At 64.2% G+C, this 14,536-nt stretch carries 17 protein-coding genes, 1 rRNA gene and 1 pseudogene; 8 read left to right on the top strand and 11 right to left on the bottom strand.

The window, feature by feature from the left end; all coding sequences use genetic code 11:
- The 3 genes from A3E1_RS0122525 to A3E1_RS0122515 all read right to left on the bottom strand — a co-directional run.
- Positions 1-145 (bottom strand): 16S ribosomal RNA (locus A3E1_RS0122525); the annotation flags it as partial.
- Positions 146-649: 504 nt separating this feature from the next.
- Complete coding sequence (fahA, locus tag A3E1_RS0122520; RefSeq protein WP_020523058.1) at positions 650-1,822, bottom strand: fumarylacetoacetase; 1,173 nt, start codon at positions 1,820-1,822, stop codon at positions 650-652.
- A complete protein-coding gene (locus A3E1_RS0122515) occupies positions 1,819-2,658 on the bottom strand; it encodes a hypothetical protein (protein ID WP_020523057.1) in 840 nt (279 codons plus the stop codon). Before A3E1_RS0122515 ends, fahA begins: the two co-directional genes overlap by 4 nt.
- 109 nt (positions 2,659-2,767) lie before the next feature.
- Between A3E1_RS0122515 and A3E1_RS0122510 the strand changes: the two genes are divergently transcribed.
- Positions 2,768-3,961 carry a homogentisate 1,2-dioxygenase gene (locus A3E1_RS0122510; RefSeq protein ID WP_020523056.1) on the top strand — a complete coding sequence of 398 codons (1,194 nt, stop codon included), beginning with the start codon at positions 2,768-2,770 and terminating at the stop codon, positions 3,959-3,961.
- Here the strand turns inward: A3E1_RS0122510 and A3E1_RS0122505 are convergent.
- From A3E1_RS0122505 to A3E1_RS0122490, 4 genes are read right to left on the bottom strand one after another with little or no spacing between them, the layout of a single operon-like run.
- Complete coding sequence (locus tag A3E1_RS0122505) at positions 3,951-4,334, bottom strand: PPOX class F420-dependent oxidoreductase (RefSeq protein WP_020523055.1); 384 nt, start codon at positions 4,332-4,334, stop codon at positions 3,951-3,953. The two genes, A3E1_RS0122510 and A3E1_RS0122505, sit on opposite strands and share 11 nt — an antisense overlap.
- On the bottom strand, positions 4,331-4,795 hold the full coding sequence (ispF, locus tag A3E1_RS0122500) for a 2-C-methyl-D-erythritol 2,4-cyclodiphosphate synthase (RefSeq protein WP_040391546.1): 465 nt from the start codon (positions 4,793-4,795) through the stop codon (positions 4,331-4,333). The genes A3E1_RS0122505 and ispF overlap by 4 nt, the downstream gene beginning before the upstream one ends.
- 36 nt (positions 4,796-4,831) lie before the next feature.
- Complete coding sequence (ispD, locus tag A3E1_RS0122495; protein ID WP_026208724.1) at positions 4,832-5,527, bottom strand: 2-C-methyl-D-erythritol 4-phosphate cytidylyltransferase; 696 nt, start codon at positions 5,525-5,527, stop codon at positions 4,832-4,834.
- A 32-nt stretch (positions 5,528-5,559) separates the two neighbouring features.
- Complete coding sequence (locus tag A3E1_RS0122490) at positions 5,560-6,045, bottom strand: CarD family transcriptional regulator (RefSeq protein ID WP_020523052.1); 486 nt, start codon at positions 6,043-6,045, stop codon at positions 5,560-5,562.
- Between the two features lie 166 nt (positions 6,046-6,211).
- On the opposite strand from A3E1_RS0122490, the gene A3E1_RS41535 reads away from it, so the two are divergent.
- From A3E1_RS41535 to disA, 5 genes are all read left to right on the top strand, one after another.
- Positions 6,212-6,562, top strand: coding sequence for a hypothetical protein (locus tag A3E1_RS41535; RefSeq protein ID WP_020523051.1), 351 nt, complete (start codon positions 6,212-6,214; stop codon positions 6,560-6,562).
- The gene (locus A3E1_RS41530; RefSeq protein WP_020523050.1) at positions 6,559-7,368 is read left to right on the top strand and encodes a UbiA family prenyltransferase; all 810 of its coding nucleotides are present in this window, start codon (positions 6,559-6,561) and stop codon (positions 7,366-7,368) included. Before A3E1_RS41535 ends, A3E1_RS41530 begins: the two co-directional genes overlap by 4 nt.
- 52 nt (positions 7,369-7,420) lie before the next feature.
- Complete coding sequence (locus A3E1_RS0122475) at positions 7,421-7,942, top strand: hypothetical protein (RefSeq protein WP_020523049.1); 522 nt, start codon at positions 7,421-7,423, stop codon at positions 7,940-7,942.
- Between the two features lie 31 nt (positions 7,943-7,973).
- Complete coding sequence (gene radA, locus A3E1_RS0122470; protein ID WP_051105127.1) at positions 7,974-9,377, top strand: DNA repair protein RadA; 1,404 nt, start codon at positions 7,974-7,976, stop codon at positions 9,375-9,377.
- Positions 9,378-9,446: 69 nt separating this feature from the next.
- Positions 9,447-10,514 carry a DNA integrity scanning diadenylate cyclase DisA gene (disA, locus tag A3E1_RS0122465; RefSeq protein WP_083929597.1) on the top strand — a complete coding sequence of 356 codons (1,068 nt, stop codon included), beginning with the start codon at positions 9,447-9,449 and terminating at the stop codon, positions 10,512-10,514.
- Between the two features lie 3 nt (positions 10,515-10,517).
- Here disA and A3E1_RS0122460 read toward each other — a convergent pair whose 3' ends face one another.
- The 3 genes from A3E1_RS0122460 to A3E1_RS0122450 all read right to left on the bottom strand — a co-directional run bounded on the left by A3E1_RS0122460 (position 10,518) and on the right by A3E1_RS0122450 (position 12,394).
- Positions 10,518-11,168 carry a hypothetical protein gene (locus tag A3E1_RS0122460; RefSeq protein ID WP_026208722.1) on the bottom strand — a complete coding sequence of 217 codons (651 nt, stop codon included), beginning with the start codon at positions 11,166-11,168 and terminating at the stop codon, positions 10,518-10,520.
- Positions 11,169-11,216: 48 nt separating this feature from the next.
- The gene (gene def / locus A3E1_RS0122455) at positions 11,217-11,762 is read right to left on the bottom strand and encodes a peptide deformylase (protein WP_040391551.1); all 546 of its coding nucleotides are present in this window, start codon (positions 11,760-11,762) and stop codon (positions 11,217-11,219) included.
- A 119-nt stretch (positions 11,763-11,881) separates the two neighbouring features.
- Positions 11,882-12,394, bottom strand: a complete 513-nt coding sequence (locus tag A3E1_RS0122450) for a glycine cleavage system protein R (protein ID WP_020523044.1) — start codon at positions 12,392-12,394, stop codon at positions 11,882-11,884.
- 10 nt (positions 12,395-12,404) lie between these two features.
- Here A3E1_RS0122450 and A3E1_RS0122445 point away from each other — a divergent pair, with 10 nt between their 5' ends.
- Together A3E1_RS0122445 and A3E1_RS0122440 are read left to right on the top strand one after the other, a co-directional pair.
- Positions 12,405-13,253, top strand: coding sequence for an HhH-GPD family protein (locus A3E1_RS0122445; RefSeq protein ID WP_020523043.1), 849 nt, complete (start codon positions 12,405-12,407; stop codon positions 13,251-13,253).
- A 79-nt stretch (positions 13,254-13,332) separates the two neighbouring features.
- Entirely contained in the window at positions 13,333-14,118 is a 786-nt protein-coding gene (locus A3E1_RS0122440; RefSeq protein ID WP_020523042.1) for a polysaccharide deacetylase family protein, read from the top strand.
- A gap of 19 nt (positions 14,119-14,137) precedes the next feature.
- Here A3E1_RS0122440 and A3E1_RS41525 read toward each other — a convergent pair.
- Positions 14,138-14,536 (bottom strand): annotated as a pseudogene (locus A3E1_RS41525) (hypothetical protein); the annotation flags it as partial.

The raw sequence follows: 14,536 nt of genomic DNA, 5'->3' as shown, positions 1-14,536 counted from the left end.
GGTTATCCCAAAGACCAGGGCAGGTTACTCACGTGTTACTCACCCGTTCGCCACTCGAGCACCCCGAAGGGCCTTTCCGTTCGACTTGCATGTGTTAAGCACGCCGCCAGCGTTCGTCCTGAGCCAGGATCAAACTCTCCAAAAAAGAATCCAATCAACTGGCATATCAAATATGCCACTCGGCAACCAGGCCATCCGACGAGGAAAGACCCTGGCCACCACCAAAACAATGGCACCAACAAAAACAACACACCCTGTTGAATTCTCAAAAAACAAACACACACCTGCAGACCTGAACTTTTCGGCTCAACCCTGCGAGGGGCAACTGCTCTACACTACCCGGTTGGGCTCTTCAGGTCAACGCTCAATTTCCAGAACTTTTCTGGATCAAGAGAATCTTGCTGAGGCTTACTCGGAAAGTTTGCTCGGCCAGCAGGCGAAAACTCGTCCGCCCGATTGTTACCGGCCTCGCTACCTTACCCGGTCGGATTCGCGGGCGCAAGGCCCACACCACCCGGATTTTCCGGCGGATTCCTGAACTCAACCTCAACTTCGCAGCTGAGCGTTTTGTCCGTTCCCGTCCGGCATGGAGAACATTACGTGATCGTGGGAAGGCCATGCAAATCGGGGGTGGGCGACCGCGGTCACATCACTCGTGAGCAGGAAGGATGGTTCCGCTCACGGGAGCTAGCTCGATGGGGCCACAGGTGGCTCTAAGCACGACAGTGTCGCCGTCTTCGAGATAAGTCCGCTTCGCTTCACCGACCGTTACGGGTTCTGAGCCGCCCCAAGTGAGTTCGAGGAACGATCCGACTTCGGCACGCGATGGCCCCGAGACGGTCCCCGAGGCGAACAGATCCCCTGTGCGCAAAGAAGCTCCGTTGACGGTCATGTGGGCGAGCTGTTGCGCGGGAGTCCAGTACATCGAGGCGAACGGAGGCCGCGAGACGGTGTGCCCATTCCACTCCACCGACAACTTGAGGTCCAGTGCGCGACGGTCATCGTCCAAGTAGGACAGCACGGGCGGGTCCTGTGCGGGAGCGTCCGTCCAAGCGCCGGCGAGCGCCGCGAGCGGCGTGATCCAGGCGGAAACTGAAGTGGCGAAGGACTTTCCGAGGAACGGGCCGAGTGGTTGATATTCCCACGCTTGGATGTCACGAGCCGACCAGTCGTTCACGAGCACGACACCGAAGACGTGATCGGCGAAGTTCTGCCACGGCACCGGTTCCCCGAGCCGTGATCCCGCTCCGACGACGAATCCCACTTCGGCTTCGATGTCCAGCCGTCGCGATGGCCCGAAGTCTCCCGCAGCGCGCTGCCCCTGTGGACGGATCACGCCGGTCTCGCTCACCACTACGGTGCCGGCTCTCCCGTGGTACCCAATGGGAAGGTGTTTCCAATTTGGCAGTAGCGCTGGCTGTCCCGGGCGGAAGATCTGCCCGACGTTTGACGCGTGATGCTCCGATGAGTAGAAGTCGACGTAATCCGCGACTGTCCAAGGCAGGCGGTTGGTCACCTGGTTCAGCGGGATCAGCAGACTCTCAACCGAGCGGCGGTTTGCCGGATCAGACAGCAACTCGGTGACCCGGGCGCGGACCGCCGACCAGTGGGCCGGGCCGAGCGCGAGGAACGTGTCCAGGTTTGGCGCTTCAAGGCTTCCGGCGGCGAGAACGAGCCCGCCCTCCTCCGCGCGACGCAGGTCGAGCGCGAAGTCACCAATGCGGACCGCGCACGAAGCGACGCCATCGGCGGAAACCACGACACCGTAAGGCAAGTGGTCGATGTCGAATCCCGTGCCGGCGGCTCCTGGTACCCACGTCATGAATTTGGTCCTACCAATCCGAGTTGCTGCAAATCTGCGACGGGCTCAACAATGCTGCACGTGCCAAAGCCGACCCAAAGCGGCCGGGACCCGTGTTTGAACGGCCGGATGGCTTCCAGCAACGTTAGCGGCTGGGTGGTGGCGAGCATCGCTGCCACATCTGCGACCTCGGCCTCCTGACTGGCCAGGCAACAAGCCGCCAGGATGTTCAGGAACCCGTGATGGGTGAACCCGGTCTCCGGGTCGTTGTGCCGGATCGCGTGGTGCAGTCCGGCGGTGAGTTTGAAGGGCAATTGGCGCTCAGCGCACGCACAGATCACCGCGGCGAGCTCGACCGGTGTCGGGAACAGCTCCGCGGCGAGACCACCGGTGCGGAACTTCGCCGCGATCGTCAGCCCCTCGGCACGCGCCTCAGCGATGGTGTCGAGTGCTGACAGGAGGCCCCACGCCAGCGGAACCTCGGCGAAGCCGGGCAGGTCATAGCGCTGAAGCAGCTCGATGAACCTTCGCAAGGTCGGCTGCGGATCTTCGCCGCGCCTGGCCACGGGTGCCTCGACCTGTTTGACGACGATGCCTTTGGGCGTCAGTGGGCGGAAGAGATCACCGAGGAAGTTTCCGTCGGCGATGACCCCTACCCCGATCGTTTCGTCGGGTCTGAGCATCCCGCTGAGCGTTTTGACTTGCGACGCGGGCACGAGCAGCGGCCCGACAAGTTCGGAATACCAGGTCGTGCGGTATTCACGATGGGAGTCAAGCGCATCAGGCAGCGTGGCACTGCCGGGTGGGAAGACCGCGGCGTCGTCCAAAAGCTGCGCCAGCAGCAACGGCGTTGACATGATCAGTCAATCTAATGGACGCTACATAGAGCGGACAAGTGTGTCCGATTATCGGACGTGCAAGTCTGGAAAGTGGACAAATTGCTTCGGATCAACCAGGAGGCTCGTAATGCCCTATTTTCGCAGCGTAGGTGAGGTTCCTCGGAAGAGGCACACTCAGTTCCGCGCGCCGGACGGCAGCCTCTACGCCGAAGAGCTCATGGGCCAAGAGGGCTTCTCGTCGGACTCGTCATTGCTTTACCACCGCTACGCACCCACCGGGATCGTGGCGGCCGAAGCGTTCGAGCCACCGGCCTGGACACGCGTCCCGAACCGGCCACTCAAGCCACGGCATCTGCAAACACACAAACTCGACACGACCGGTGCCGACGCGGTGCTCGGCCGCCAGCACCTGCTCGCCAACGACGACTGCCGCATTTCTTACGTAGTCGCGGACGCGCCATCGCCGCTTTACCGCAATGCGATCGGCGACGAGTGCCTTTACGTCGAAAGCGGCTCGATGCGCGTCGAGTCCACATTTGGCGTGCTTGACGCTCGCGAGGGCGACTACGTGATCATCCCGACATCGGTTATCCACAGGATTATCCCCAACGGTCCGGTCAGGGTGCTGGCGATCGAGGCGACGGGGCACATCGGCCCACCGAAGCGGTACCTGTCCGTGCGCGGCCAGTTCCTTGAACACTCGCCCTATTGCGAACGCGACCTGCGCGGACCGTCAGAGCCACTGCTGGAAGAAGGCGAAGACGTCGAAGTGCTCGTGCAGCACCGTCGCGGTTGGACGCGCCACGTCTACGCCCACCACCCGTTTGACGTCGTGGGCTGGGACGGCTGCCTCTACCCGTGGGCGTTCTCCATTCACGACTTTGAGCCGATCACGGGACGCGTGCACCAGCCACCGCCAGTGCACCAGACGTTCCAGGGGCCAAACTTCGTCATCTGCTCGTTTGTGCCGCGCAAAGTGGACTATCACCCGCTCGCGATCCCGGTGCCGTACAACCACCACAACGTCGACTCCGACGAAGTGCTGTTCTACACCGGCGGAAACTACGAGGCACGCAAAGGCTCGGGCATCGAGCAGGGTTCGATTTCACTGCACCCGTCAGGCTTCACGCACGGCCCACAGCCGGGTGCGGCGGAACGCTCGATCGGCGCGGAGAAGTTCGACGAACTCGCCGTCATGATCGACACGTTCCGCCCGCTGGATCTTTGCGAGCCCGCCCTCGCCTGTGAAGACGACGGCTACGCGTGGACCTGGTCCCGCCGGCCGCCTAAGGCACCGGGAGTTGACACCGCTACCGGGTAACAACCTTGTCTGGCGTGATCGTGCAAACGAGACGCTTGTTGTCCGGGCTGTGCTCATGGAAGGGCCGGTCCTCGTACAGGAACGACAGCTCCTGGATGAGTTCCGGTCCGCCTTCGGGATTCATCGTGACCGTGCCACGGATCTCGGCGTACGAGTACGGATCGGTGGGGTCGAACAACATGAGCGAGACCCGAGGATCGCGTGCCATGTTCTTCGTCTTCCGCCGCCCCTCGATCGTCGAGAAGATGACGTTGTCGCCATCGCGCTTGACCCAGATGACGCTGCTTTGCGGCCCGCCATTGGGATTCACCGTGCTAAGGGTGCCGAACACCTTGTTATCGATCAGCTTTCGCGCCAGATCGGGAAGTTTCATAGGGGAAACACTAATGCGACGGCGATCCCCGCAAGGCCTTCTCCCCGCCCTGTGAAGCCGAGCCCATCTGTTGTCGCGGCCGAGATGCTGACCGGTGCGCCAATCGCCTCGGTGAGCACCTTCTCGGCTTCGGTGCGGCGCTTGCCGATCTTTGGGGCCACGCCAACGATCTGAATAGAAACATTTCCAATTTCAAACCTATTTGCGCGTACGAGGCGGGCCGCCTCTGTAAGTAAAGCGACGCCCGAGGCACCCGTCCACTCTGGCCGGTCTGTGCCAAAGTTCGCCCCGAGATCGCCTAGCCCGGCAGCCGTGAACAGCGCGTTGCAAGCGGCATGAGCGGCGACGTCACCGTCGGAGTGCCCGGCGAGGCCATCGGCTTCGGGCCACAGCAGTCCGGCAACCCAGCAAGGGCGGCCCTTCTCGAAGGCGTGCACATCGCTGCCGATCCCCACTCGCATGACTGATCCTTTCGCGGACAAGATCCCGGTCGCAGCCTAGTTGCGGGAGCGGAGGATGGATTCTGCGATCAAGAGATCGAAGGGCGTGGTGATCTTCAGCGCCTCTGGGTGGCCCGGAACCGTGAACACGGGCAGGCCCATGCGCTCCACGAGACCGGCGTCGTCGGTGTGAGCGTCAGTCGCGGTCGCGTGGGCTTTGGTGAGGAGATCTCGGCGGAAGCCCTGGGGCGTCTGAACGGCGCCCAACTGTGACCGATCGACGGTCGTCAGAACGTGTCCGTCTGGGGAGAGCTGCTTGATCGTGTCCACGACGGGCAAGACCGGGATGACCGCGTCGTGACCGGTGCGCACGGCGGCGGCGACGGCTTCGATTAGGGAGGGCGGGGTCAGCGCACGGGCGGCGTCGTGAACCAGAACGATCTCGAACGAGGCCGGAACGGCTGCCAGCGCATTCGACACCGACTCCTGCCGGGTCGAGCCGCCCTCGACCACGGTTGCCTCTGGGAGTTGAGCTCGCACAGCGCCGAGGTGGGCCGCAGGTGCCGCGACAACGATGAGACCGACGGAAGGAGCGGCCGCCAGGGCGCGAAGACAGTGGACCAGCAGCGACTGTCCGTGAAGATCACGCAGTGCCTTGGGGACATCGCCACCGAGGCGCAGACCCTGGCCTGCCGCTGGAACGAGAACCGCGACGTCTCTCCGCTCCAGCAGCGGCTTAGACGTCGCGGTCATCGTGTGTTGTGGGGGTTGATGATCGTGGTGGATCACGCCTCAGCGAGCACCTTGTCGAGGAGGATTTCCGCCCCGTCCTTAGTGCTCTTTTCGGCGAGTGCTACCTCGCCGACGAGGATGTCCCGGGCCTTGGCGAGCATGCGCTTCTCCCCCGCTGAGAGACCGCGCTCACGCTCACGACGCCACAGGTCACGCACGACCTCAGCGACCTTGAGCGGATTACCCGAGGCGAGCTTCTCGAGATTTGCCTTGTAACGCCGTGACCAGTTGGTCGGCTCCTCGGTGTGCGGAGCGCGAAGGACGTCGAAAACCTTGGTCAGGCCCTCTTCGCCAACAACCTCACGCACGCCGACGATCTCGGCGTTCTCTGCGGGCACCCGCACGGTAAGGTCACCTTGGGCAACCCTTAGAACGAGGTAAAGCTTCTCCTCGCCCTTGATAGTGCGGGTCTCGATAGCCTCGATGAGTGCGGCCCCGTGGTGGGGGTAGACGACGGTCTCGCCGACACTGAAATCCATAGGTACGAAACCCCTTTCGCTGTGTCTAGGGTAACACGGGGGCGCGAGACCGTCCCACCCTGCTAGAAGTAGTTAGCGCAGCTCACGCTAGCTGTGAGACGCATTCCTTTTCCTTGACAGCAATTCCTGGTCTGTTGATCTTGCAAGAAAAGCGCGAGAGTTAGGCGTGGGCTCCGCCTCGAATGGACTCCCGGACCTCCCTCCCGAGTGGGGCAAGGTCCAGATTCCCGATGACGCCGCCGAGCTTGATCCAGAAGCCGAAATTATCCGTCGTGAGCTGCGTCACGAGGCCAAACTCGCCCGCCGGAAGAGATCACGTGCGCACTGGCGGCGCCGCCTGCGCCTGCCTGAACACATCGATGACCCTCAGCAGCCGTCGATCGTGCTACCCCTCCTGATCGTCGGCATCGCTCTGTTGATTACGCTTATCAGCTTGATCATTGTCGCGCTTCCCACCCTCACGACGCCCGGTCCCGGACACATCAATCCCGGTCCATCTGTGGTCACCACTTCATGACCGACCGTGACGGGGGCTTACCGGGCGTGCTGTCGACGCTATGGCGGGGATGCCATCCGCTTCCGGCCGCCGCGGTGACGGCGCTGAGTGGAGTGCTCGCGGTCGCGCTCGGACAGCCGCTGCGCACGGCGGCCCTCGCGGCGGCCACGATCGGCGCCACGCAACTGAGCATCGGCTGGGCCAACGACGCGGTCGACGCACCCCGGGACCAGGCCTCAGGACGGGCTGACAAGCCTCTCGTGGCGCGGCCGGGCTTACGGCGTACCCTCTGGGCGGCTTCAGGGGTGGCAGCTGCGGTGACGGGCCTCGCGGCGCTGGCTTGGGGATGGCCTCGCGGGTTTTTGGTCTTTTCGGCGCTCATCGCGGCACAGCTCTACAACTGGCCCCTCAAGAGCACCGTCGCCTCGGTCGTTCCCTATCTCGTGTGCTTCGGGCTCCTGCCCGCATTCCTTGCCCCAGGAGTGCCGGGGTGGGTCATCGCGGCCGCCGCGTTGCTCGGAGCGGCAGCACATTTCGTCAATGTCATCCCCGATCTTGCCGATGATGAAGCCACGGGGGTACGCGGGCTGCCGCACCGCCTGGGCGCGAAGGCGAGCCTCTACTTAGCTAGCGCGTTGCTGATCGCCGTGACCGTTCTGCTCGTGCTCGGGGCCAGGCCTCCGCTATGGGCGGCGATCACCGCGTCGCTCGGCGCTGCCTCGCTGCCGCTGCTTAGCCATTTCGCGCAGCCTCGCTTCGCGTTCCGCGCACTGCTGGCGATCGCGGCGGTCGACGTGGTTTTGCTGGTCATGACGGGTGTTCAGTGATCACGGCGTGCCCCGGAGAGGCGCAGATCTTCCGCGTACTACCCTGAGCCACGTGAAGCGCTCGATCACTCTCGCCGTCGCGGCGGCTGGAATCACGTTGGCCCTGGCCGGATGTCAAACCGGGATCGACTCTGAGACTGCCGCTCAGGTGGCTGCGGTTCCGGGGTATAGCTCTGTCTTTCCCCTCGCCGACGGCACGCAGTCCGTCTCGGTGCTGAACGCCACGCTGGAGTACCCGGGCGTGGAGGGTTACAAGGCGGGCGAGGAAGCGCCGATCACGTTGACCGTCGTGAACACGACGACGCAGCCGGTGCGCGTGGTGCTGAAGTCGGCCGGCAGTGGCGACGTGACCGCCGAGGGCGGCATCCTCACGCTGGAGCCGGGTAAGTCGGCGACACTCACGGGCGAGGTCAAGCTGACCGAGGCGCTCCAGAGCGGCGAATTCGCTCGCGTTGACGTGGAGTTCGTGGGACTCAAGACGTTCGAGGCGCAGATTCCGGTGAAGACGCCGAATTCGCCTGCTCCACGCGTGCCACACGAAGTGACCGGCGGCACCGAGGGCGAAGGCCACTGACTGTCGCACCTGGACGGTAGGTTCACCGGTTGTGAAAGCCACCGCGAAGGCACCCCGTCCTGCTTACCTCTGTGACGCTTGCGGCCATCAGCCGCCAAAGTGGGTCGGCCGTTGCCCTGAGTGTGGCGAGTGGGGCTCGATCGTGGAGTCCACGATGGGCCCGGCGTTGGGTGCGATGCGCAACGTCGCCCCACGGCAGCCAGGTGAGCCAGCCCGTCCCATCGCGACAATCAGTGCTGAGCCCGCGCGCGCGGTCGCGACCGGGGTCGGCGAGCTTGACCGTGTGCTCGGGGGCGGTTTGGTGCCTGGGGCGGTCGTGCTGCTGGCCGGAGAGCCAGGAGTCGGCAAGTCGACGCTTCTGCTAGACGTCGCCCAGCAATGGGCCATCAAGAGCGGCAGCAACGCGCTCGTGATCAGTGGCGAAGAGTCGGTTAGCCAGGTGCGCTTGCGCGCTGAGCGCATGAATACGTTGCACGACAAGCTTTATTTGGCGTCCGAAAGCGACTTGGCCGCCGTGATCGGTCACCTCGACGCGGTGAAGCCCGGCCTGCTCGTGCTCGACTCAGTGCAAACGATCTCGGCTCCCGGCACCGATGGCATCCCCGGTGGCGTCACTCAAGTGCGTGCGGTGACAGCCGCTGTGGTGGCGATCGCCAAGGAGCGCAACATCGCCACCGTCCTCGTGGGTCACGTGACCAAGGACGGCAACGTCGCGGGCCCGCGGGTGCTGGAGCACCTCGTTGACGTCGTGCTGCACTTCGAAGGCGACAAGCATTCGTCTCTGCGGTTGATCCGCGGCATGAAGAACCGGTTCGGCGCGGCCGATGAGGTCGGCTGCTTTGAGATGCACGACACCGGCATCACCTCGCTCAGCGATCCGTCCGGCTTGTTCCTCACGCGCTATGCCGAACCCGTCCCGGGAACGTGTGTCATGGTCGCGATGGAAGGGCGCCGGGCGCTCATGACGGAAGTTCAGGCGCTCATTGGCGCTCAGGTGCCGGGCTCGCCCCGGCGCACGGTTTCGGGGCTTGATTCAGCTCGCCTGGCCATGATCCTGGCCGTGCTGGAGCGCCGGACGAAGCGAATGGCGTTGCACGACAAGGAAGTTTTCGCCGCTACCGTCGGCGGGATCAAAGTCACCGAGCCGGCCGCGGATCTTTCGATCGCGCTCGCGGTCGCGTCGGCCGGCCTCAACTTGGCGATTTCGCCTCGGTTGACCGCGATCGGTGAGGTCGGGCTGACGGGCGAAATCCGCCGGGTGAGCGCGATTCAGCGCCGCCTCTCCGAAGCCGCACGGCTCGGATTCAAGTTCGCGTTGGTGCCGCCTGGTTCAGGCGCTTCAGTTGAAGGAACAACCATGATGGGGATGAAAGTGGTCGAGGTAGACCAGGTCGCCGCGGCACTCCAGTGGGCAGCCAAGTTCTCAGCGGAGTGAACGTAGACTGTGGCCGTGCCGATCGATCGCGAGACCACCTGGGCCACCGCTGCCGTCAGCGGTGACTCTATGCGGTCCACTCTGGCGCGGGTCGCTCCAGGCACGCCTTTGCGTGATGGCCTTGAGCGCATCCTGCGCGGCAGAACCGGCGCCCTGATCGTGCTGGGCTATGACCGGACCGTGGAGTCGTTGTGCACGGGCGGTTTCCCGCTCGACGTCGAGTTCACCGCGACCCGCCTGCGAGAACTGTGCAAAATGGACGGTGCCGTCATCATTAGCGCCGACGGCAACCGCATCGTGCGGGCCGCCGTGCAGTTGATGCCCGACGCCTCCATCCCCAGCGCCGAGTCAGGCACCCGGCACCGCACAGCGGAGCGGGTCGCCAAACAGACCGGCTACCCTGTGATCTCCGTCTCGCAGTCGATGAATATCATCGGCGTCTATGTGTCCGGGCAGCGGCACGTGCTCGATGACTCCGGGCAGATCCTGTCACGGGCCAATCAGGCTCTTGCCACGCTTGAGCGCTACAAGCTTCGCCTCGACGAAGTCAGCGGGACGTTGTCCGCACTTGAAATCGAAGACCTCGTGACGGTCCGCGATGCCGTGTCCGTGGTGCAGCGCCTGGAAATGGTGCGCCGGATCTCCGACGAAATCGCGGGTTACGTTGTCGAGCTCGGCACGGATGGCCGACTGCTGTCCCTGCAACTCGACGAGCTCATGGCTGGTGTCGATTCCGACCGCACACTCGTCATCCGTGACTACTTGCCAACGGGCCGCCTGGCGCTCGGCAAGCGCCCGCGCACGGTGGATGAGGCACTCGTCGAGCTAGACCTGCTGACCGCCAGCGAACTCATCGACCTCGTGTCGGTCGCCAAAGCGATGGGCTATCCAGGCACGACGGAGACTTTGGATGCCACCGTCAGCCCGCTCGGCTTCCGCCTGCTGGCACGTGTTCCCCGCTTGCCTGGTGCCATCGTCGACCGGCTCGTCGACCACTTCGGGAGTCTGCAACGGCTCCTGGGAGCGACGGTTGAAGACCTGCAAGCGGTCGAGGGCGTCGGAGACGCCCGTGCCCGCGGCGTGCGTGAGGGACTGTCGCGATTGGCCGAGACGTCGATCCTGGAGCGCTACGTCTGACGCTCAGGTGAGCTTCAGCGTGACGGGGTCGCTCAGATCGGTGCCGACGCGGCCGATGAGCTGATATTCCCCCGCCTCGGGGACATCGCCGCCGGGGAGCTTGTTAGTGCACGTGCTTGAGGACTTTCCGTTCCACAGCACGCGATAGGAACGCTCGTGATTGGCCGGGAACGTCCGCACATCGGGGCCCTGCAGCGCTCCACAGTGGTCAGACGACCAGATCTTCTGCGTGCCGAGCACGATGTAGAGCTCTTGCTGATCGGCGCCGACGTCGCGTACACACTCGCGATTGGACACGTTCTTGATCAGCAGGTTGATCTGAACTTCGCTGCCACGGGGCAACGGGTTCTTCACCGGAACCGCGGTCACGCTCAGCTCGGCGTCAGTGCACTGGTTCGCGTCCGTGACCGGGGGCACCGACGTCTGCACCACGACCGGTGCCGTTACCGGGCTCGCGGTCGGGCTGGGTGTGGCACTCGATTGGACGGCCGTCTGCGTGGCTGAGGCATTAGGCGACGGCGAAGCCGCTGGCGCTTTGCCGACTCTGCTGCAGGAAATCATCACGATCAGGACAGCGAGAATCACACCGCCGAGCACCATGGCGCGGCGTCGCCAGTAAACGGAGGCGGGCAGCGGACCCACGACGAGTCTCATGATGTGCTCACGCTATCGCCACGATCACGCCTCGCCCAAACCGACACGCTATAGGTATACCTTGCGCTGGTAGATGGCATGCGCCCCGCTCACTCTGTCCAAAAACAACAGTCCCTGGCAGTGGTCGATCTCGTGCTGCAAGGCTCGGGCCTCAAAAGCGTCCGTCGTTATGGTGACCTTGCGGCCGGTGCCAGGCTCCTGTCCTTCCACGACGATGCGGCCCGCCCGCTTCACGTCGCCGGTCAGGTCCGGCACCGACATGCAGCCCTCACGGCCCGCCTTCCAGCGGCTCGCCTCCATGACGACAGCGTTCGCCAGGGCGAACCGGCCGTGCACGATCGCCGCCTTGGGATGGCCGGTCACGTCGACGACGAATAGCTGAGCGCTGACGCCCACTTGCGGGGCCGCCAAACCCACGCAGCCCGGCGAAACCCGCATGGTGGCTAGAAGGTCCGCCGCGAGCTGAACGATCTCCGGATCGCACGGATCAACCATGTCACCGGGTCTGCTTAGGACAGACTCAGGCGCTGTCACGACCGGCAGAATGCGGCCTTCCGGGAGCTTCAGGAGCCCTTCGGCCAACGCGGCCGCCAACGCGGCGCTAGCGGCATCCGTGGCGCTGCTGGGCGCGGCAGAAGGGTGCACAGAACCGTCGGGCGCCCTGTCCTTGACTTCGTGCGAGCCGAAAGAATGTGGCTCCGCTTCGGGGGTGGTCACAGGACGTCCGTTTCGGCGGGACGCAATCGGACTTCGACGCCGAGCTCTGCGGCGGTCTTCGCGAGTTCGGCTTGAAGTTCCGCTTCCTTACCCGTGGGGAGATCCAGCTCGGCGATGAGCAGGTAGAGCTGACCGGACAGGCGCGTCGACAGGTCGGTGATGTTGCCTCCGGCCTGGGCGATCACGCGCGTCAGCGCGGCCACGATGCCGAGACGGTCCGCGCCGTGGACACTGAGCACATAGGGTGAGCCACCGGAACCGGCCTCCTCGTCGGCGCCTATTTCGCGTACCCCCACTAGAAGTTGACCATCGGCGGCCAGGAAGGCGAGCGCGGCCTCGACTTGCGCGGCGCTGGCTTCGACCGAGCAAATCAGGGTCATGGCAAAGTGGCCCCGAAGCCGCGTCATGGTGGAATCGGTGAGGTTTGCCCCCAGGGCGGCAAGAGCGCCCGCGACATCCGCGATGATTCCTGTGCGGTCGCGCCCGAGGACGGTAACGGCGAGTTCCATGGAGGAAAGTATGTATGGCGAGGCTTTGGCCTGGTACACCGCCAATGCCCGGGAATTGCCGTGGCGGGAACCGGACGCTGGCGCCTGGCCGATCCTGATCAGCGAAATCATGCTGCAGCAGACACCTGTCGTGCGGGTGCTTCCGGCATGGACGGAGTGGGTGTCCCGGTGGCCAACTCCGGCGGATCTCGCGGCCGAACCGGTTAGTGAGGCGATCCGGGCGTGGGGGCGCCTCGGCTATCCGCGGCGAGCGAAGTGGCTGCACGCGTGTGCCGGGAAGATCGTGGAAAACCATGGCGGAGAAGTCCCGCGGCAGCTCGATCAGCTCCTCGCGCTGCCGGGAATCGGCGACTACACCGCGCGAGCCGTGCTCAGTTTCGCCTATGGCCAGCGGCATCCGGTCGTCGACACCAACGTCAGACGGCTCGTCGCCCGGGTGCTGAACGGCGTTGAGGACCAGGCGATCCCACTGTCCACAGTGGAGGATCTGCTCCCGCCCCAGCCCGCGCAGGCAGCCGTCGTCAGCGCCGCGTTCATGGAACTCGGCGCCCTCGTCTGCACCGCCAAGTCGCCGCGCTGCGAAGTGTGCCCCTACGCCCAGCGATGCGCGTGGCGTGAAGCCGGTTCGCCTTTGCCGGACAAGCCTTTCCGCAAGACCCAGACCTACGCGGGCACCGATCGCCAAGTGCGCGGCAAGCTCCTGGCCGTGCTGCGCGACAACTCCGGACCGGTGCCCAAGCAACAGCTTGATGGGGTTTGGCACGACGAGATTCAGCGGGAACGAGCGCTGCGAAGTCTTCTAGAAGATGGGCTCGTGTCAACCCGTTCCGGGGACGTCTTTTTCCTCCCGGGTGCGTAATCTCTCTGAAGTGTTCCCCCGACGGGCTTTCCTAGCTGCTACAGCGCTGTGCGCTGCCGGTTGCGGCGACAAACCTCGCATGGTCGAAGGTCAATCTTCACCGACTCCCGAGGCCTCCGCGGTGACGCCACCGTCCCCGACGACGACGTCAGCCGAGTTCGATCCGTTGCCGTCGCCGACGATCCCTTACGACAAGTCCGCCGGGTGGTACTTGGAACGCGTCCCCACCTTCGGCAAGCCGCCGAAAGCCGAGCCGGTCGAGGTCGACAATGGAGGGTCAACGCCGTGGTGGTCACGCGTGCCGACCCAGCACAACGTCGCTTTCATCACGATCGATGACGGCGGTCTGATCCGCACCACCGAGGCACTTGAGATCATCAAGCGGGCCAAGGTTCCGGTGACGCTGTTCCTCAACTCCCCGGCAGCGACCAGTCACGCTGACTACTTCAAGAAGATTCAAGCCACAGGCGCCGGGATTCAGAACCACACCGTGACGCATCGCAATCTCAAAGGCCAGTCATATGAGTTCCAGAAGAAGGAAATCAATGACTGCGCCGACCAGATTGAAACCGTCTACGGTCAGCGGCCGTACTTGTTCCGCCCGCCCTTCGGCAACTACGATGCGGTGACGCTCAAAGCCGCGCGAGACTCCGGGATGCGGGTGTCGTTCTTCTGGACCCAGACGGTCGATCAGGGGTTCATTCACTATCAGACATCGCAGAAGGCGGTCCGTCCCGGCGACGTGTTCCTGATGCACTTCCGGCCGATGCTTGCCGACGATCTGCTCAACACGTTGCGTGCCATCAAAGAAGCAGGGCTCACGCCCGCCCGCTTGGAGGATTACATCCCCCGCGCGGCGGCGTGAGCCCTGCTCTGCGCTGTATTTACGCGGCTTCGACGGCGGCTTCCGACGAGGCGGCGGCTGCGGTCACCGGCTCTTCGGGAACCGGTCGCGTCGAACCCGTGAAGATCAGCTTCGCGGTCTCGACCTGCTCGGGATCTCCTTCGAGGTCCACGAGCACGTTCTGTCCTGGCTTGAGTTCCTGGAACAGGATCTTCTCGCTGAGCGTGTCTTCCAGCTCGCGCTGAATCGTGCGGCGCAGCGGACGGGCACCAAGGACCGGGTCGTAACCCTTCTTCGCCAGGTAACGCTTGGAGTTTTGGGTCAGCTCCAGGCCCATGTCCTTGTTGCGCAACTGCTCCACGATCCGCTTGATCATGATGTCGACGATCGAGAGGATCTCGGATTCCTGCAGCTGGTGGAACACGATGGTGTCATCGAT

The sequence above is a fragment of the Catelliglobosispora koreensis DSM 44566 genome, from assembly GCF_000379685.1.
GTDB classification, from domain to species: Bacteria; Actinomycetota; Actinomycetes; order Mycobacteriales; family Micromonosporaceae; genus Catelliglobosispora; species Catelliglobosispora koreensis.
This window is presented reverse-complemented; position numbering and strand designations above follow the sequence as displayed.